Genomic DNA, 18,330 nt, shown 5'->3' with positions numbered 1-18,330 from the left:
GTGGGAGTCAGGGGTAGAAGACGGCGATGTGGTAGCCGGAAGGTTTCAGGTCGTCCACCCGGAAGTGGAGCTTGATCGGTTGTTCGGCGCGCGGCGCAATGCCGTTCGTGAGCAGCGTGCCGGCGGCAAGATAATCGGTCGGGGCGAATACGCGGCGCACCAGGGGCTTGTCGTTGGCGTCCGTCAGGGCCAGTTCGAGGCTCGGCCAGGCCTGGGCAATGCCGCCTGTGTTGCGCAGTTCGGTCGTGAACGAATAGGCGCCGCCGCCGAGCGTGGTCAGTTCTCCCGTTTCGATGGCGAGGTTGTCGGCCTGCGCGGGCAGTTCGACGCGGCAGCCGAACACCGCGCAGCTCGACACCAGCGCCGGTTTTGCGGCCGGGAAGCGCGCGGCGAGTGCGTTGCGGAAGGTGAGGGCTCCTTGCGCGAACAGCAGCACCAGCAAGCCGATGGCGCCGGCCAGCAGCGCAATCTTGCGCGCGCGTCCGTTCTGCTCCTGCGCGCGGCCGCGCTTGACGAACTCCGGCTCGTCGATCTCGGCGGCGCGCAGTTTCGGCTGCGATTCGATCCGGGTCGGCGTGAGCTTGGAGCGCCGCGCCGCGGCCTTTTCGGCGCGCTTGGCGGCCGGCGTGCGTGCCGCCGGCATCACGTGCGCCGCGGCAGGCGCCAGCGGGCTGGTGCTGGCGGTCGACTCGCGCATCAGGAGTGGCGGGGCGTCGTCGGCCGGCTGCCGCAGACGTGGCGTGGCGGCGACTGGTTCCGGCTCCGGTTCGTGGTCAAGCAGGGGAAGGGCAACCAGTTCTTCGTCGACCGGCAGGTTGAATGCAGGGTCGATGCCAACTGGACCGTGCGCGTCAGTCACGGGTTGTGCCTCGGGCTGTTCGTCTTCTGCCGGCGCGCGCGTTTGCGGGACCGGTTCGGGATCGTTCAGCACGTGCGACCATGGCGGCAGGACCGGCGGGACCGGCTTGAGCGTCTCTTCGGCGTCGGTCACCGGCGCCTCAGGCTGACTCGGTTCCGGCGCATCGACCTTCGGCAAGATCCCGAACGGATCGAAGGTATGGTCGAAGTCGAGCGTGTAGACCGGTTGCTCTTCGAATGCCGGGAGTTCGACTGCCACCTCGAGCGGCGCCAGCGGTTCGTCAATCGGAATAGCGGGGGCAGGGGGCTCGGCGGGAGCCTCGGCCTGTACGGCAGGCGCGGGCTCGGGCTTGGGCTCGGGGGCCAAAGCAGGTGCGGGTTCAGCTACCGTCTCAGGTTCGGCAGGCGCCTTGGCAGGCAAGGCATCCAGGTCGACCAGGCTGGCGCTGCCGTCAAAAATCTCCTGGCAGGAGCCGCAACGCACGATGCCCCCACGCAGCTTGAGCTGGTCCGAGGCGACCCGGAACATGGTGCCGCAATGGGGACATTGTGTGGCAAGCGCCATGCCTGGCTCCTTACGCGTTCGTTGCGGTGCGCGCGGCCGGTATCGTGTCCTGGCCAAGCGTCCCGTGCAGGGCAACCCAGCCGTCCTGCTCGGCCCAGACGCCCAGCTTGATGAAAGGTGCGTAGGCGGCGGCCACTTCCTCGGCCTGGCGCGCCAGCACGCCCGACAGCACCAGCGAACCACCAGCGGCCACGCGGCCGGACAACATCGGCGCCATGACCTTCAATGGGCTCGACAGGATGTTGGCGACCACGATGTCGAACTTGCCTCGTGCGTGGCGTTCGTTCGGCGACACGGCCAGGTCGTCCGGCACATAGAAGGTGATGTCGCAGTTGTTTCGTTCGGCATTCGCGCGCGCCGACTCGATCGCCTGCGGGTCGATGTCGACACCGGTGACATCGGCAGCGTCCAGCTTCTTGGCGACCATGGCCAGGATGCCGGAACCGCAGCCGTAATCGAGCACCGATTTGCCGGGCGCCGGATGGGCTTCCAGCCACTCCATGCACAGGCGCGTGGTTGGATGGCTGCCGGTGCCGAAGGCCAGGCCCGGATCGAGTTCCAGGATCAGGCCGTTCGGGTCCGGTGCCTCGTGCCAGCTCGGCACGACCCAGATGTTGGTGCCGATGTGGATCGGCTCGAACTGCGATTGCGTCAGGCGTACCCAGTCGGCATCGGCCACGTCGCGCGTGGTGAAGGCCGGCACTTGCGTCAGCCCGATGGCGGCGGCGGCTTCCGCGATGATGGCTTGTTGATCAGCGTCGACATCGGTCAGGGCCACGACGCGGCTGTGGTCCCAGGCGGCCTCGGTCGGCTCCATGCCGGGCTCGCCGAACAGCGGCTTTTCCTGGTCCGTGCCTTCGTCGGCATCTTCCACCGACACCGACAGCGCGCCCGCTTCCATCAGGGCGTCCGACAAGCCTTCTGCGTGTTCGCGTGCGATCTCGATGATGACTTCAGTCCAGCTCATGCGTCAGCCTTGTTTTCGGGAGCCACGACAACCTTCGTGTCCGGACGGTTGGCCAGCTTCTGTTCCAGGTAATGGATGTTGGTGCCGCCTTCGATGAAGCGCGCATCGACCATCAGTTCGCGGTGCAGCTGGATGTTGGTAAGAATACCCTCGACCACCATTTCCGACAGCGCAATTTGCATGCGGCGAATTGCTTGCTCCCGAGTAGCACCGTAGGAAATTACCTTGCCGATCATCGAGTCGTAATGAGGTGGCACATAGTAGCCCGCATACGAGTGCGAATCGACACGGATGCCAGGGCCGCCCGGCGGGTGCCAGCTGGTAATGCGGCCAGGGGAGGGCGTAAACTTGAACGGATCTTCCGCATTGATGCGGCATTCGATCGCGTGGCCGGCCAGCATGATGTCGCGCTGGCGGAAGCGCAGCTTCTCGCCGCAGGCAATGCGGATCTGTTCCTGCACGATGTCGATGCCGGTGATCATTTCGGTGACCGGGTGTTCGACCTGCACGCGGGTGTTCATTTCGATGAAATAGAACTCGCCATTTTCGTACAGGAATTCGAAGGTGCCGGCGCCACGGTAGCCGATCTTGCGGCAGGCTTCGGCGCAGCGGTCGCCGATCTTTTCGATCAATTTGCGCGGGATACCCGGCGCCGGTGCTTCTTCGATGACTTTCTGGTGGCGGCGCTGCATCGAGCAGTCGCGCTCGCCCAGCCAGACGGCATTTTTATGTTCGTCGGCCAGGATCTGGATTTCCACGTGACGCGGATTTTCCAGATACTTCTCCATATACACTTCCGGATTGCCGAAGGCGCTGCCGGCTTCGGTCTTGGTCATTGCCACGGCGTTCAGGAGGGCCGCTTCGGTATGGACGACGCGCATGCCGCGTCCGCCGCCACCGCCGGCTGCCTTGATGATGACCGGATAGCCGACCTTGCGGGCAGTCTGGATGATTTCCTTCGGGTCGTCCGTCAGCGCGCCTTCCGAGCCCGGCACGCAGGGAACGCCGGCGCGGATCATCGCCTGCTTGGCCGAGACCTTGTCGCCCATCAAACGGATCGAATCGGAACGCGGGCCGATGAAGACGAAGCCCGATTTTTCCACGCGCTCGGCAAAGTCGGCGTTTTCCGACAGGAAGCCGTAGCCCGGGTGGATCGCTTCGGCGTCCGTCACTTCGGCGGCGCTGATGATGGCTGGCATGTTCAGATAGCTCAGCGAAGACGCGGCCGGGCCGATGCAGACGGACTCGTCGGCCAGCTTCACATACTTGGCGTCCTTGTCGGCTTCCGAGTGGACGACCACCGTCTTGATGCCCATTTCGCGGCATGCGCGCTGAATACGCAGCGCGATTTCACCACGATTGGCGATAAGAATTTTTTCAAACATGGTTAGCTTCGGTGTGTGAGAGAGCCGGCGTCGTGCGCCGGCCTGGGTTCGGGATCATGCGGCCGGGAAGAAAACCCGACCGGAAGGACGTTTCGCCTTAGCCGATCACGAACAGCGGCTGGCCGAATTCGACCGGCTGGCCATTTTCCACCAGGACCTTGGTGACAACGCCCGACACTTCGGCGTCGATTTCGTTCAGGAGCTTCATCGCCTCGATGATGCAAAGGGTGTCGCCTTCCTTGATGGCGGTACCAACTTCGACGAACGCAGCGGCGCCAGGCGAGGACGAACGGTAGAAGGTGCCGACCATCGGCGATTTGACGACATGGCCGGTCTCGACAGCGACGGCAGGCGCGCTTGGCGCGGCCGGGGCAGCAGGGGCGGCGGCAGGGGCGGGCGCCGCGTACTGCTGCATGCCGGACGGCATCATCATCATCTGGCCTTGGGGCGTGGCGGACGACTTGACGATGCGGACCTTGCTTTCGCCTTCGGTCACTTCGAGTTCAGCGATGTCCGATTCGGCGACGAGGTCAATCAAAGTCTTGAGTTTACGTAGATCCATGTGAAACCCCTTGGAATTATTGTGGTATTAAAAGAGTAAAACAGCGCGCCAAAAGAGGGCGCAGCTTAAGATGATGCATGAAGTTGACGTAGATTAACGCTATTTAAGCGCGAAGTCGATGGCAAAACGATACCCGTCCGTGCCGAGCCCGCAGATAGTGCCGCGGGCGAGCGCCGACAAATAGGAATGGTGGCGGAATTCTTCGCGCTGATAAATATTAGAGATATGGACCTCAATGAACGGGATCGCCACTGCAGCGAGCGCATCGCGCAATGCCACGCTCGTGTGGGTCAGCCCGCCGGGATTGATGACGATCGCGTCCACGCCCTCGGTGCGTGCCGCATGGATGCGATCGATCAGCGCACCTTCATGGTTGCTCTGAAAGCAGGAAAGCGATCCGCCCGCTGCCTCGGCCTGGGCCGTGGCAGCGCTTTCGATGTCGGCCAGCGTTGCCGCGCCATACACCGCAGGCTCGCGGGTTCCCAATAAATTCAAATTGGGACCGTTGAGCAGCAGTAGCTTTTTCGCCATTGTATTGTAGAGTCTTTCCTCGAAAGTGACGCATTTTGCCGCCAACGTCAGCTATTGGCAAGCGATAAAATTCTCTCTGAATAACAGTGACGCCTGCGGCCTTCGTAAAAGAACGACCGTTCGCGCGTGCTACAAGCCCGCCAGGTCGGCCTTCAACTCGTCGAATTTCAATTTGCCCAGATAAGTCTTGCGTACCTGGCCATCTGCCCCGATGAGCACCGTGAAGGGCAGGCCGCCGTTCGCATTCCCGAATTCGCGCGCGATGTCCGTGCCGCCCATGCCGCCCACCAGGAGTGGATACTTGATTTTGTGCTTGGCGGCAAATTCGCTCATGGCCGTCGTCGAGTCGATGCCGACGCCGATGATGTTGAAGCGCTTATTGGCGTCCTTGGCGGCTTCCTCGTCGGCGATTGCCGAGAGCTCCGGCATTTCCTGCACGCAGGGGCCGCACCAGGTGGCCCAGAAGTTAATCAGTAACGGTTTTCCTTTCCACTGGCTCAAGGCTTGCGGCTTGCCGGCGAGGTCGTCCAGGGTACGCGCATAGAGATTAGTCGAGGCGGTGTGCGCTGCGCCGCTGGTCGGCGCCATGGCGGTCGTCAACGGTGCCGCCTCCTTCGTTTTACTGCCAAACACCACGCCAAGGGCGCAAAAAATCACTGCCACGGCCGCCACGGCGGCCAGCTTTGTTTTCTTCATTGGTCTTGTTCCAGGGATGGATCGGTCGTCATCAGGGCGCGCAGGCCGGCAGCGTCGACGCGCTGCAGGCGGCCATCGCCCCGCGGTTTGAGTGCGCCGCGTAAATCATGAAAATCATACAACTCGGCATGCACCGCCTCCTTATGCCACAGGAAGCTCACTGTTTCAACCGGATCGTGACGGGCGCCCTTGAAGTGCGTCGTTTCCGAGATCTCTATATTGACGTTGCGGTTCAGGAGGAAAATCTCGACTTCCTTGGCGCTATCGGCAAACAGTTGCAAATGGATATCGTCGTGCTCGCCGGCCGTGCCGTTCAGCACCGCGCCTGTGAGATAGGGGCGGAACTCGGCCAGCGCATCCATCACCTGTAAGGCTGTTTTGCGCAGCGCCTGCAAGAGTTCGGCGTGCGCCGCACCGCCGAACAAGCTCAGGTAACGCCGCACTTCCTCTTCGATCTCGGCGTTGTCGGGCATCAGGTTCGGCTGCGCCTGGTCCACGCCGAGCACCTGGCGGGCCGCTTTCCTGCGCGCCGTCGCATAGTCGGCGCCGTCCTGCGCGATCATGCGTGCGGCAAGCGCGGCGATCTGCGCGCGCTGCTGCTGGAGGTCATAATTCTGGGTTGGCATCATGCCCCTGATCATACTCTTGAACGAAAAATGGCATCGCGTCGGGTAGAATCGCGTATTCGCTTTATTACTCACGATCATGCACATTCACATCCTCGGCATTTGCGGCACCTTCATGGGCGGCCTGGCAGTCCTGGCGAAAGAAGCAGGCCACCGCGTTACCGGCTGCGACGCCAACGTCTATCCCCCGATGAGTACCCAGCTCGAGGCCCAGGGCATCGAACTGATCCAGGGCTACGGGCCGGAGCAGGTGTCGCTGAATCCCGACCTGTATGTCGTGGGTAATGTGATGACGCGGGGTAATCCGCTGATCGAGGAAATCCTGAACCGCGGCCTGCCGTATACGTCGGGCCCGCAGTGGATCGGCGAACATATCTTGCGCGAAAAATGGGTGCTTGCCGTGGCCGGTACCCACGGCAAGACGACGACCTCGTCGATGCTGGCCTGGATCCTGGAAGACGCGGGTTACGCGCCGGGCTTCCTGATCGGCGGCGTGCCGATGAATTTTGGTATCTCGGCGCGCCTGTCGGGTGCCACCGATTCCGACTTCTTCGTCATCGAAGCGGACGAATACGACACCGCCTTCTTCGACAAGCGCAGCAAGTTCGTCCATTACCACGCGAAAACGGCGGTCCTGAACAACCTCGAATTCGACCACGCCGACATCTTCCCGGACATCAGCGCGATCGAGACCCAGTTTCACCACCTGGTGCGCACCGTGCCGGGCGTGGGGCGGCTGGTCGTGAACGGCGACGAAACCTCGCTCGCGCGCGTCATCAAGCGCGGCTGCTGGAGCGAGAAGGAAACCTTTGGCGTGTCCGATGGCGTGGACTGGGCAATGGTCGAGCATCCGGGCGGTTCCAGCTTCGATGTCATTTTTAATCATGAAAACCAGGGCACCGTGCATTGGGACCTGACCGGCAAGCACAACCGCTCGAACGCGCTGGCCGCGATTGCGGCGGCGCGCCACGTCGGCGTGCCGGTGGCGCAAGCGGTCGATTCGCTGTCGCGCTTCCAGAGCGTCAAGCGGCGCATGGAAGTGCGCGGCGTGGTGAATGACATCACCGTGTATGACGACTTCGCCCACCACCCGACGGCGATCGCCACCACGGTAGGGGGCTTGCACCAGAAGATCGGCGCCAAGGGCCGCATCCTGGCCGTGCTGGAACCGCGCTCGAATACGATGAAGCTGGGCGCCATGAAGGACGCGCTGCCGGGCAGCCTGCGCGACGCGGACCTGGTGTTCGGCTTCGGCAGCCAGCAAGCGCTGGGCTGGTCGCTGGCTGACGCCTTGAAACCGTTGGGCGGGATCGCCCACAGTTTCGACCAGATCGACTACATGGTGCAGGCCATCGTGCAGGCGGCCCAGCCGGGCGACCACATCCTCGTGATGAGCAATGGCGGCTTCGGCGGCGTGCACCAGAAGCTGCTCGAGGCGCTGGCGACATGATTCTCTATCTCCACGGCTTCCGTTCCTCGCCGCGTTCCTTCAAGGCGCGCGTGATGCAGGAGCGGATGACGGCGGCCGGGCGTGCCGGCGACCTGATCTGCCCGCAACTGCCGGCTTCCCCAAAGGCGGCCATGGAGCTCGCCTTGCTGCTGGCCGAGCGCCATGCACCGCACAATTTGTCCATCGTCGGCTCGTCGCTGGGCGGCTTTTACGCCACCTGGCTCGCTGAGCGCTTGAATGTGCGCGCAGTGCTGCTCAATCCGTCGGTAGATCCTTTGATCAAGCTCGACAAGCATGTCGGCGTCACCACCGGCTGGCATTCGGATGAACCGTTCGAGTTCCGCCGCGAATACATCGACGAGCTGGCCGCATTGAAAGTTGCGCGCATCACTCAGCCGGAGCGCTATTTCCTGGTCGCCGCGACCGGCGACGAAGTGCTGGATTACCGCGACATGGTGGCCCACTATGAAGGTGCGCGCCAGCATGTGATCGAGGGCAGCGACCACGCGATTTCCGAATTTGCGCACTATGTGGACGAGGTGTTGGCGTTTTGCCAGCCGGACCTGCACCCGTCCCTAGGGCAGGCGACATCGTAGGCGTGCACCTGCGGCTGGGAAAGTGGCATCGCAAGCTTGCCGCCGTCGGGACTGATGCGGCGATGCGCGACTGGCTGGCAACAAGAGGTTCGCTGACGGCGCGCCTGGTCGCTGCCAGCGGGACGTTTCGCGTACGGCGCCTGCACCAGAAGGCTGCGCCCTGTTCGTTCGAGGAAGCGGCGCCGATCGGCCTGGCGCGCCGCGAACGGGTCTGGGAGCGCGAAGTAATGCTGTGCTGCGACGGGGTGCCGGTCGTGTTCGGTCACACGGTCGTGCCGATGTCGGCCACGGCAAGCGACTGGCCATTGTTTTCGGCGCTGGGCGAACGCTCGCTCGGCACCACCCTGTTTCACGACCCGCGGGTAGTGCGCGGGCCACTCGAGTTTGCCCGGCTGCGCGGCAGCCACCCGCTGCTGGCGCGTGCGCGCGCGGCGCTGGGTGGCAATCTGGACGGACATGTTTTCCATGCACGGCGCTGTGTCTACCGCCGTCATCAAGGCTTGCTGATGGTCACCGAGGTATTCCTGCCGGCGGTAGTCAAATTAGCAGCCGCAACAACAAAGAACACGACATAAGATGAATCTATTTTTTGAAGAATCGGGCGACTTCAAGGTCGGCTCGGTGTTATCAACTGCCGGCGAAGCCTATCAGGTGGAGCTCGCCAGCGGCAAGCGGACCAAGGTCAAGATCAAGGACGTCCTCTTGCAATTCGAGAAGCCGGCACCCGAAGTGCTGCTGGCCGAAGCGAAGGGCATCGCCGCCGAGGTCGACCTCGACTTCCTGTGGGAAGTGGCGGGTCAGGAAGAATTTGGGTTCCCTGAACTCGGCGCCGAATATTTCGGCCATGCGCCGCTGCCCGCGGAAGCGGCCGGCCTGGTGCTGGCGCTGCACAACGCCCCGATTTACTTCTACAAAAAAGGGCGTGGACGCTACAAGGCGGCGCCCGAGCAGTCGCTGCGCGCGGCCCAGGCCGGCATCGAAAAGAAGAAGCAGCAGGCCCTGATCCAGGCCGGCTATGTCGACGAGCTGAAAGCCGGCACGCTGCCGGCCTCGATGCAGCCGATCGTCGCGCAACTGCTGTTCAAGCCCGACAAGAACACGATCGAATACAAGGCCCTGGAAGCGGCGGCCGACGAGCTGCAGACCACGGCGCCACGCCTGATGCTGGCAACCAAAGGCATCGCCTCGCCCAAAGCGCTACATATGGGCCGTTTCCTGTTCGAGAACTTCCCGCGCGGCGCCGGTTTTGCACCGGTCGCGGTGCCGGCTGCGCCGACCGCCTTGCCGGTCGCACATGTGGCCGCTTTCTCGATCGATGACGTGACCACCACCGAGATCGACGACGCCTTCTCGGTCGAACAACTGGCCGACGGCACCGTGCGCGTGGGCATCCACATTGCCGCGCCAGGTCTTGCCATCAAGCCCGATGACGAGATCGACAAGATCGCACGCAACCGCATGTCGACGGTGTACATGCCGGGCGACAAGATCACGATGCTGCCGGACGAGGTCGTCAACGCGTTCACGCTGGCCGAAGGCACGACTTGCCCGGCACTGTCGCTGTATGCCGTCCTGAATCCCGAAGACTGGTCGACGATCTCGACCACGACGCGCGCCGAGCTGGTGCCGATCAAAAGCAACCTGCGCCATAACGACCTCGACGAACTGGTGAACGAAGAGACGCTCGAGAATGGCGCCGGCGAGTATCCGCACAAGTCCGAGCTCGGTTTGCTGTGGAAGTGGGCCTTGAAGCTGGAAGCGGGACGCATGGTCAAGCGCGAAGCCTTTGGCCTGAAACCCGAGCAGGGCAACCGCGTCGACTTCAATTTCTATGTCGACGACGACGTCGTCTCGATCGTGCGCCGCAAGCGCGGTGCGCCGCTCGACAAGATCGTCGCCGAGCTGATGATTTTCGCGAACAGCACCTGGGGCAAGTTGCTGCACGACTCGGGCGTACCGGGCATCTACCGTTCGCAGGGCGCCGGCAGCGGCGCCGGCTGGGCGGCAAAAATGCAGGTGCGCATGGTCACGCACGCGGCGCCGCACCAGGGCCTCGGTGTCGATCAATATGCCTGGAGCACCTCGCCGCTGCGCCGCTATACCGACCTCGTCAATCAATGGCAGATCATCGCCTGCGCCGAGCACGGCGTGACGGCGCCGCTGGTCGCGCCCTTCAAACCGCGCGACGCGACGCTGTTCTCGATCGTCTCGGCCTTCGACGCGGCCTACGCGGCATATAACGAGTTCCAGCAGACCATGGAACGTTACTGGTGCCTGCGCTGGCTGGCGCAGGAAGGCGCGAAGCAGGTCGACGCCGTCGTATTGAAAGACGACGTGCTGCGCCTGACCGACGTGCCGCTGGTGATCCGCCTGTCCGGCATGCCGCAGGTGGCGCGCGGTACGCCGGTGCGCCTGGACATCGTGCGCTGGGACGAAGTCGACCTGTCGCTCGAGGCACGCCTGCTCGAAGTCGTTGCGGCGCCGGCCCAGGACATGGCCGCTGAAGAAGACGAAGGCGATACGGGCGAAGCGGCGGTGGAGGAAGTGGTCGAAGCCGAAGGTGTGGTGGCGGTGGTCAGCACCGATGACGCAACGCCGGCTACTCCATCAATTTTGTAGGGTGGGCGCGATCGCCCGTTGAACCCGTCATTGAGGCCATTGGCCTCAATGACCCCACCTCAACGGACCGTTGCCACGCCGCCACCAAGCACCCACACCGTCGCTCCGCACGGTAGAATGCTTGGATTCCCAGATTCAACAGCCGTCCGGCCGCCCGCGTGAAGTATTCCCAAGAAAACCGTCCCCTCATGATTGCCCTGGCCGCTTCGGTGGCGGCGCATGCGGTCCTGCTCGCCATCCGTTTCGTCGCGCCCGACGCCTTGCGCTTCGAGCCGGCCGATCCGGGCCTGGAAGTCATCCTGGTCAATGCCAAGCACGCCAAGGCGCCGACGAAAGCCGAGGCGCTGGCCCAGGCCAACCTCGAAGGCGGCGGTACGGCCGACGCCGGGCGTTCGAAGTCGCCATTGCCCGACCTGCGCAAGAACGAAAACGGCGACAGCATCAAGGCGCTTCAAAAACGCATCGTCGAACTCGAACAGCTGCAGCAGAACGTGCTGACGCGCGCGCAGAATGCCAGTTTCAAGGCCGCGCCCGTCACCGACAGGGACAAGCCGGACCCGACCCGCACCGGGGCCGATGAGGTCGACACCACGCGCCAGATCGCGCGCATGACGGCCGAGATCACGCAGACGATCGAGGATCAGAACAAGCGCCCGAAACGCACCCACATTTCTCCGAGCACACGCCAGGTCGGCTACGCGCTGTACTACAAGGCCATGCAAAAGCAGGTGGAAGAGGTCGGGACGCTGAATTTCCCTCAGCAAAACGGCAACAAGCTGTACGGCGAACTCGTCATTTCGATTCCGGTCTTCCAGGACGGCACGCTGTACCAGAAGGAAGGCGGACCGCGCATCGAACGTTCGTCCGGCAATCCGGCGCTCGACAAGGCGGCGCTCGAGATCGTGCGCCGCGCCGCGCCCTTCGGCAGCTTCCCGCAGAACATGCGTACGGCAGGCAAGGATGATCTGTGGATCGTGATCACCCGTTTTACCTTTACCCGCGAGGAAAAACTGAAGGCGCAATTGCAGGAGGGGGCATGACCGACCGCTACTGCGTGATCGGCAACCCGATTGCCCACAGCAAATCGCCCGAGATCCACGCGGTATTTGCCGCGCAGACCGGGCAGGACATCAGCTATGAACGCTGCCTGGCGCCGCTTGACGGTTTCGCCGAGACGGTGCGCAACCTTGTTGCCCAGGGCTACAAGGGCGCGAATGTCACCGTGCCGTTCAAGATCGAGGCAGTGGGCGTGGCAAGCCGCCTGAGCGAGCGCGCACTTGCCGCCGGCGCCGTGAATACCCTCAGTTTTACGAACGGCGAGATCGTTGGCGACAACACCGACGGTCCGGGCCTGGTGGCCGATATCGTCCAGAATGCCGGCGTGACGCTGGCGGGCAAACGCATCCTGCTGCTCGGCGCCGGCGGCGCGGCGCGCGGGATCATGCTGCCTTTTATCGAAGGAGGGCCGCAGTCGATCCTGGTGGCGAACCGTACCCGCGCCACCGCCGACAGCCTGGTGGCAAGCTTCAGCGGCCACGACGTTGAATTGGCCGCCTGCGGTGTCGACGAGATCGCGGGGCCCTTTGACATCGTCATCAACGCCACCTCAAGCAGCCTGTCAGATGCCATGCCGCCGGTGCCGGCCTCGGCCTTTGCTAAAGAAACCCTGGCTCTGGATATCATGTACGGCAGCGCGCCGTCGCCGTTCATGGCCTTTGCTGCCGCACAGGGCGCCAGCACGCGCGACGGGCTCGGCATGCTGGTCGAACAGGCGGCCGAAGCATTTACGGTCTGGCGCGGCGTGCGGCCGGACACGGGCGACGTATTGACTCAACTGCGTTACGCAATTGCGTCATTCAACTCCAAAGAAAAATAACAATGGCAAAACGAGGCAATGGATCGGGCACGGCAAAGGGCGGCCGGCGCTGGATCAAGTGGATTTTCCTGGGGCCGATCCTGGCCTTCTTTTTGCTCCAGCTGTATTTCTTCGTGCAGGTCTGCTGGTTCGTGTATTTCAATCCGGGCTCGACCAGCTTTATGCGCCAGCAATTGTCCGAGTTGCGCGAAAAGAATCCGGATGCGCAACTCAAGCACGAGTGGGTGCCCTACGAGCGCATCTCGAATAACCTGAAACGCGCCGTGGTGGCGTCGGAAGACGCGAATTTCGCCGACCATCCGGGCGTCGACTTCGAAGCGCTCGAGAAAGCCTATGAGCGCAACAACCGCAAGCACAAGGTGGTCGGCGGCGGTTCGACCATCACGCAGCAGCTGGCGAAAAACCTGTTCCTGTCGGGCTCGCGCAGCTACCTGCGCAAGGGGCAGGAAATGATCATTGCCTTCATGCTGGAAACGGTGATGGGCAAGCGCCGCATCCTCGAGGTGTATTTGAACGTGGTCGAGTTCGGACGCGGCGTGTTCGGCGCCGAAGCGGCCGCGCGCTATTACTTCCGCACCCCGGCGGCCAAGCTCGCGCCGGCGCAGGCAGCGCGCCTGGCCGTGATGCTGCCCAACCCGCGCTACTACGACCGCAACCGCAGCACGAATTACCTGCTCAGGCGCGCCGGACTGATCCAGCGCCGCATGGCCTCGGCCGAGTTGCCATAGTTTCTCCCGGTTGCCCGGCAAAAGTGCTGTTTCGGGGTGGCCCCGCCCGGGGCGAACGGGTACACTTGCGTCAGTTTTGATTCCGGCCGAGAAAGCGCATGATCAACGTATTTGTCCTACAAAATGGCCGTCTGAACCAGATCCCCATCGCCTCGCGCGCCGATCTGGAGAATGCCGCCCCTGTCTGGGTCGATCTCACCGATCCGGATGACGACGAACGCGCGTGGGTCAAGGCAATCTACGGCGTGATCCTGCCGGGCGAAGACGAAGTCTCGGACATCGAGGCCTCGGCCCGCTACTACGAAGCCGAGAACGGCGACCTGCACCTGCGCACCGATTTCTTGCGCGAAGAAGAAGATGGCCCGTCGCGCGTGGTGACGGTCGCCTTCATCCTGTCGGGCAAGCGGCTATTTTCGGTGCACTCGGATGACCTGCCCGTGTTCCGTCTGGTGCGCATGCGGGCCCGCTCGCGTCCCGGTTCGATCGCCGATTACATGGACGTGCTGCTCGATCTGTACGCGACCGACGCCGAATACTCGGCCGACGCGCTCGAAGGCGTGTACGAAAGCCTGGAAGAAGTCAGTACCCGCGTGCTGCAAAAGGAATTCACCGACCAGGACGCGGCGGCCGCGCTGAACTCGATTGCGCACGAGGAAGACTTGAACGGCCGCATCCGCCGCAACATGATGGACACGCGGCGCGCCGTCAGCTTCCTGATGCGCGGCCGCTTGCTGAACTCGGAACAGTTCGATGAAGCGCGCCAGATCCTGCGCGACATCGAATCGCTCGACGGCCACACTTCGTTCCTGTTCGACAAGGTCAACTTTCTGATGGATGCCACCGTCGGCTTCATCAATATTAACCAGAACAAGATCATCAAGATGTTTTCGGTGGCCTCGGTCGTGTTCCTGCCGCCGACGCTGATCGCCAGTATCTACGGCATGAACTTCCAGAAGTGGTTCCCCGAGCTGAACTGGACCTATGGTTATCCGTTTGCGCTCGGGCTGATGGTGGCCAGTGCGATTGCACCCTTGTGGTATTTCAGGAAGCGGGGTTGGTTGAAGTTGGCGTGAAATAATATTTCACGACACTGCTCGTGATGAAATTTTATTTCACTGCCACCGCGGTCATCGGCTCCCGGAATCCTTCGCCTCCATCCGCGCAGCGCATGCGGCTGAGCACCTTCCCGCGCCGCGCGACGATGACGCCATCCTCGAATTCCGGCGTGCTGCCGTCACTCCCCCGTGCCACCTTGCTGTAGACAGTGTAGGTGTACACACCGCGCTTGAACGCGACCGTGGTTTCGCCGCCGCCCACCAACGGCACCGACTTCACGGTGAACGCCGCGCTGGCCTGGCGGCCAGGCTCCGGATACGTCAATTCGAGTTTCCCCACGCCGCCAAAACGGTAGCTCAGCATGCCCCAGTCGCCGGCCGGACGGCACAGCGAGACCATTTTCGACCCCACATGGCAGGCAAAGACAACGGGCTCGTTCGGCGCGCAGAGCGACTCGGCGCGCGCAGGAGCGGCCGCGCAGCAGGCCGCTACCAGAATCAATTCAAATACCCAATACTTTTTTGATGCTCGCAAGGCGCGCTCCGCGATCTTCCAGTCCGTTCAGGCCGCCATTCACGGCGCGGGTGACTTGCTTGAGGTCGTCCAGGTCGGCAAGCGCATTGACTGTACGCGCATGCCAGTAATAGAAAGCCGATTCGATGGCGTATTTGAGTTCGCTCATGAGGAGCTCGGGTTGCGCCACAAAATCGCGCGGGTCCGTTGACGTGCGCGCATTGTGGGCCTCGCTAAAGGCCGCGTAGTTGCTCTTGCCGGTCAGCTGGATCAGGCCGCGTCCGCGGTAGCGGTAGCCATCGAGCGAGGCTTCGTCGCTGTTTCCAAGGCGGTTCGCATAGACATAGGCGAGCAGGCGCTCGGGATTGCCGGCGTAACTGTCCGCTTCCAGCCAGAGCTTGGGACGCAGGCGCGCCGGTTGGCCGTCCTGCCCGAGGCGGCACTCGTCGCCGGTGCGGTCGTACTGGGCACGCCCGCCGCGGCAGCCGAAAATTTCGCGCATGCGCGGCGCCGAGTAATTGCCATTCTCTTCAAATGCACGGAAGCCGCTTTCATGGCCGATCTGCGCCAGGAAGTGGGCCAGGCGCAAGGGCGTGTCGACCTCATAAGGCCGCGCGTAGTCGTTCAGCGCGTCGACGATGCCGGCGTAATAAGCATCGGAATTGGATGCATCGGCCGCGCGCAACAGCGCGACCGTGACCGCCGCCTGCCCGGTCTGGGGCAGCGGCTGCTGCGAGCGCGGCACCCGCGAACGGGGCGCGCCGGGAGGAGAACGTCGGAGTCGTGCCATGATCAAACCCAACCGGAGTGAGGTCCATCATGGCACAAGGCGCGTCGAGCACTGCGCGTACCGGAGCGGCGCCTTTGCTCTGCCTTAAGCGATGCGGGCGAAGACTTTCCTGGCGGCTGCGATCGTTTCCTCGATGACCGCATCGTCATGCGCAGCGGACACGAAACCCGCTTCGAACATGGCCGGCGCGAAATAAACGCCTTCATCCAGCATGCCGTGGAAGAAGGCATTAAAACGGCTTTTGTCGCCGGCCATCATCTGGCCATAGGTCGATGGCACCGTCTCGCTGAAATACATGCCGAACATGCCGCCCACCGAGTCGCCGCAGAAGGCGATGCCGGCTTCTTTCGCCGCTTCGCTCAAGCCTTTGACGAGCTTTTCGCCAGTCGCGGTGAGCTTCTCGTAGAAGCCCGGCTGCTGCACTAATTTAAGCGTTGTCATGCCGGCAGCGACCGCCACCGGATTGCCCGACAGGGTGCCGGCCTGGTAGACCGGGCCGATCGGCGCCATCTTCTGCATCAGTTCGGTTTTGCCGCCAAAGGCCGCCACCGGCAAGCCGCCGCCGATGACCTTGCCCAAGGCCGTCAAGTCCGGGTTGATGCCGTACATTTCCTGGGCGCCGCCGAGGCCGACGCGGAAGCCGCACATCACTTCGTCGAAAATCAGCACGGCGCCGTGTTCCGTGCACAGGTCGCGCATGCGCTGCAAGAATTCAGGCGTGGCGCGGATCAGGTTCATGTTGCCGGCGACCGGCTCGACGATCACGCAGGCGATGGTGTCGCCCATCGAGGCGAACGCGTCTTCCAGCTGGGGCACGTTGTTGTAGTCGAGGACCAGCGTGTGCTTCACAAAATCTTCCGGCACGCCGGCCGAGGTCGGGTTGCCGAAGGTGAGCAGGCCGGAGCCGGCCTTCACCAGCAGCGAGTCGGCGTGGCCGTGGTAGCAGCCTTCGAACTTGACGATCTTGTCGCGTCCGGTGGCGCCGCGTGCCAGGCGCAGCGCGCTCATGGTCGCCTCGGTGCCGGACGACACCAGGCGCACCTGTTCGATCGAGGGAACGAGCTTGCAGATTTCTTCGGCGATCTCGATTTCGCCTTCGGTCGGCGCGCCGAAGGAGAGACCATTCGCAGCAGCGAGCTGCACCGCCTTGACAACGTCAGGGTGGGCGTGACCGACGATGGCCGGACCCCAGGAACCGATGTAGTCGATGTAGCGCTTGCCGTCCGCATCCCAGAAATACGGCCCTTCGGCGCGCGTAATAAAACGCGGCGTGCCGCCCACCGAGCGGAAGGCGCGCACCGGCGAATTCACGCCGCCGGGGGTGGTTTCCTGGGCACGGGCGAAGAGGGTGTCGTTGCGGGAAAGAGCGTGGTCAGTCTTCATGTCGATGAAACTTTCTTGCTGCCGGCTTGCGGCAGGAGGCGATAAAAACGGTTGGGAACGAGTTTGCCCATGCCGAAGCGCTGGGCGTGCAGCAGGGCGCCATAGGTGTACTCCTGGGCGGCGCGCATGGCATCGACGGCGTCCATTCCCTGCGCCATGCATGCGACGAGTGCGCCCGAGAGCGTGCAGCCGGCGCCAAGAAAATGACCGGGCAGATGCTGCCAGTCGATCGTGGTGACGCCTTCTTCGCGGTCGAACAGGCTGTTCGCGCGCTTGTGGCCGCTGCCGGCGGTGCCCGTCACCAGCACGTACTGGCAACCGCGCGCAGTCAGTTCAGCCACGTCGGCTTCGAGGCAACCCTCGGCGCCGCTTTCGTTGCCAACTTCGCGCCAAAGTTCGGCCATGCGCCCCAGTTCCGATTGCGACAATTGCAGCACCGTCGCTTGCGGCGCGAGGATCTGGCGGATCGAGGCGACGATGTCTTCGTCCGACATGCCGGAGTCGGGCAGGGCGGAGAGAAACGGGTCGACGATCAGCGGCACCTCGGCATAGTCCGAAACGATTTCGGCAATCGCGGCGGCTTGCTCGATGCTGGCGATCGCGCCGATCTTGACGGCGGCGATCGGCATGTCCTCCAACACCTGGCGTGCCTGGTCGGCCATGACGCCGGTGTCGACTTCATGCCATTCCTCGACGCGTGCGCTGTCCGACACCAGCAGCGCGGTGGTGATGGAGAGGGCGTGGCAGCCGTGGGCGGAGAAGGTCGCGCTATCCGCTTGCACGCCGAGTGCTCCGACAGGGTCGGACACCCCAAATGTGAGAATCAGTGGAGACGGTTGGTTTTGCACGGCGCGTAGATTAAGATACCTGATTCTCCATTTTACTAGATCGAAGGAACTACAACGTGAGTAACGATACGACCGCTTACCAGACCTGGATGTGCCTGATCTGCGGGTGGGTGTACGACGAAGAAGCAGGCGCACCGGATGACAACATCGCTCCCGGCACCCGCTGGGCCGATGTGCCGATGAACTGGACCTGCCCGGAATGTGGTGCACGCAAGGATGATTTTGAGATGACTGCCATCTGATTTTTCAAGCTCGCGGTGCTGGAATGGCCGCGATTTATC

Annotated in this window: 20 protein-coding genes; 9 read left to right on the top strand and 11 right to left on the bottom strand. The window is 63.2% G+C overall.

Translation table 11 applies throughout. The annotated features are described in order from the left end of the window. Nucleotides 1-7 precede the first annotated feature (7 nt). The 7 genes from ACHAC9_RS04655 to ACHAC9_RS04625 all read right to left on the bottom strand — a co-directional run bounded on the left by ACHAC9_RS04655 (nt 8) and on the right by ACHAC9_RS04625 (nt 6,193). Nucleotides 8-1,423 carry a DUF3426 domain-containing protein gene (locus tag ACHAC9_RS04655; protein ID WP_435757618.1) on the bottom strand — a complete coding sequence of 472 codons (1,416 nt, stop codon included), beginning with the start codon at nt 1,421-1,423 and terminating at the stop codon, nt 8-10. A 10-nt stretch (nt 1,424-1,433) separates the two neighbouring features. Further along, entirely contained in the window at nt 1,434-2,390 is a 957-nt protein-coding gene (gene prmA / locus ACHAC9_RS04650; protein WP_435757616.1) for a 50S ribosomal protein L11 methyltransferase, read from the bottom strand. Then, nucleotides 2,387-3,775, bottom strand: coding sequence for an acetyl-CoA carboxylase biotin carboxylase subunit (accC, locus tag ACHAC9_RS04645; protein ID WP_435757614.1), 1,389 nt, complete (start codon nt 3,773-3,775; stop codon nt 2,387-2,389). Before accC ends, prmA begins: the two co-directional genes overlap by 4 nt. Before the next feature lie 97 nt (nt 3,776-3,872). Further along, complete coding sequence (gene accB, locus ACHAC9_RS04640; RefSeq protein ID WP_435757612.1) at nt 3,873-4,337, bottom strand: acetyl-CoA carboxylase biotin carboxyl carrier protein; 465 nt, start codon at nt 4,335-4,337, stop codon at nt 3,873-3,875. A 99-nt stretch (nt 4,338-4,436) separates the two neighbouring features. Beyond that, complete coding sequence (gene aroQ, locus ACHAC9_RS04635; RefSeq protein WP_435757610.1) at nt 4,437-4,868, bottom strand: type II 3-dehydroquinate dehydratase; 432 nt, start codon at nt 4,866-4,868, stop codon at nt 4,437-4,439. A gap of 129 nt (nt 4,869-4,997) precedes the next feature. Further along, the gene (locus ACHAC9_RS04630) at nt 4,998-5,564 is read right to left on the bottom strand and encodes a TlpA family protein disulfide reductase (RefSeq protein ID WP_435757608.1); all 567 of its coding nucleotides are present in this window, start codon (nt 5,562-5,564) and stop codon (nt 4,998-5,000) included. Beyond that, complete coding sequence (locus ACHAC9_RS04625; protein ID WP_435757606.1) at nt 5,561-6,193, bottom strand: hypothetical protein; 633 nt, start codon at nt 6,191-6,193, stop codon at nt 5,561-5,563. The genes ACHAC9_RS04630 and ACHAC9_RS04625 overlap by 4 nt, the downstream gene beginning before the upstream one ends. Before the next feature lie 76 nt (nt 6,194-6,269). On the opposite strand from ACHAC9_RS04625, the gene mpl reads away from it, so the two are divergent. The 8 genes from mpl (at nt 6,270) to corA (ending at nt 14,532) form a co-directional block, all read left to right on the top strand. Then, entirely contained in the window at nt 6,270-7,640 is a 1,371-nt protein-coding gene (gene mpl / locus ACHAC9_RS04620) for a UDP-N-acetylmuramate:L-alanyl-gamma-D-glutamyl-meso-diaminopimelate ligase (RefSeq protein ID WP_435757604.1), read from the top strand. After that, nucleotides 7,637-8,236 carry a YqiA/YcfP family alpha/beta fold hydrolase gene (locus ACHAC9_RS04615; protein ID WP_435757602.1) on the top strand — a complete coding sequence of 200 codons (600 nt, stop codon included), beginning with the start codon at nt 7,637-7,639 and terminating at the stop codon, nt 8,234-8,236. The genes mpl and ACHAC9_RS04615 overlap by 4 nt, the downstream gene beginning before the upstream one ends. Continuing rightward, nucleotides 8,230-8,811, top strand: a complete 582-nt coding sequence (locus ACHAC9_RS04610) for a chorismate--pyruvate lyase family protein (protein WP_435758087.1) — start codon at nt 8,230-8,232, stop codon at nt 8,809-8,811. The genes ACHAC9_RS04615 and ACHAC9_RS04610 overlap by 7 nt, the downstream gene beginning before the upstream one ends. A 1-nt stretch (nt 8,812) precedes the next feature. Then, nucleotides 8,813-10,855, top strand: coding sequence for a ribonuclease catalytic domain-containing protein (locus ACHAC9_RS04605; protein ID WP_435757600.1), 2,043 nt, complete (start codon nt 8,813-8,815; stop codon nt 10,853-10,855). A gap of 158 nt (nt 10,856-11,013) precedes the next feature. Beyond that, a complete protein-coding gene (locus ACHAC9_RS04600) occupies nt 11,014-11,895 on the top strand; it encodes a TonB family protein (protein ID WP_435757598.1) in 882 nt (293 codons plus the stop codon). Beyond that, nucleotides 11,892-12,731, top strand: a complete 840-nt coding sequence (aroE, locus tag ACHAC9_RS04595) for a shikimate dehydrogenase (RefSeq protein WP_435757596.1) — start codon at nt 11,892-11,894, stop codon at nt 12,729-12,731. The genes ACHAC9_RS04600 and aroE overlap by 4 nt, the downstream gene beginning before the upstream one ends. Nucleotides 12,732-12,733: 2 nt before the next feature. After that, entirely contained in the window at nt 12,734-13,459 is a 726-nt protein-coding gene (mtgA, locus tag ACHAC9_RS04590; RefSeq protein ID WP_435757594.1) for a monofunctional biosynthetic peptidoglycan transglycosylase, read from the top strand. A gap of 98 nt (nt 13,460-13,557) precedes the next feature. Then, the gene (corA, locus tag ACHAC9_RS04585; RefSeq protein WP_435757592.1) at nt 13,558-14,532 is read left to right on the top strand and encodes a magnesium/cobalt transporter CorA; all 975 of its coding nucleotides are present in this window, start codon (nt 13,558-13,560) and stop codon (nt 14,530-14,532) included. A gap of 34 nt (nt 14,533-14,566) precedes the next feature. Here the strand turns inward: corA and ACHAC9_RS04580 are convergent, their stop codons facing one another. From ACHAC9_RS04580 to thiD, 4 genes are all read right to left on the bottom strand, one after another. After that, nucleotides 14,567-15,049: a hypothetical protein gene (locus tag ACHAC9_RS04580; RefSeq protein ID WP_435757590.1), complete on the bottom strand. Its 483-nt coding sequence runs from the start codon at nt 15,047-15,049 to the stop codon at nt 14,567-14,569. After that, the gene (locus ACHAC9_RS04575; RefSeq protein ID WP_435757588.1) at nt 15,018-15,818 is read right to left on the bottom strand and encodes a glycoside hydrolase family 19 protein; all 801 of its coding nucleotides are present in this window, start codon (nt 15,816-15,818) and stop codon (nt 15,018-15,020) included. The genes ACHAC9_RS04580 and ACHAC9_RS04575 overlap by 32 nt, the downstream gene beginning before the upstream one ends. Before the next feature lie 84 nt (nt 15,819-15,902). Beyond that, a complete protein-coding gene (hemL, locus tag ACHAC9_RS04570) occupies nt 15,903-17,201 on the bottom strand; it encodes a glutamate-1-semialdehyde 2,1-aminomutase (protein ID WP_435757586.1) in 1,299 nt (432 codons plus the stop codon). Continuing rightward, on the bottom strand, nt 17,198-17,983 hold the full coding sequence (thiD, locus tag ACHAC9_RS04565; RefSeq protein ID WP_435757584.1) for a bifunctional hydroxymethylpyrimidine kinase/phosphomethylpyrimidine kinase: 786 nt from the start codon (nt 17,981-17,983) through the stop codon (nt 17,198-17,200). Before thiD ends, hemL begins: the two co-directional genes overlap by 4 nt. A gap of 155 nt (nt 17,984-18,138) precedes the next feature. On the opposite strand from thiD, the gene ACHAC9_RS04560 reads away from it, so the two are divergent. Continuing rightward, nucleotides 18,139-18,291 carry a rubredoxin gene (locus ACHAC9_RS04560; RefSeq protein WP_056344231.1) on the top strand — a complete coding sequence of 51 codons (153 nt, stop codon included), beginning with the start codon at nt 18,139-18,141 and terminating at the stop codon, nt 18,289-18,291. Nucleotides 18,292-18,330 lie beyond the last annotated feature (39 nt).

The sequence above is a fragment of the Massilia sp. CMS3.1 genome (genome assembly GCF_051262535.1).
Classification (GTDB): domain Bacteria; phylum Pseudomonadota; class Gammaproteobacteria; order Burkholderiales; family Burkholderiaceae_D; genus Telluria.
This window is presented reverse-complemented; position numbering and strand designations above follow the sequence as displayed.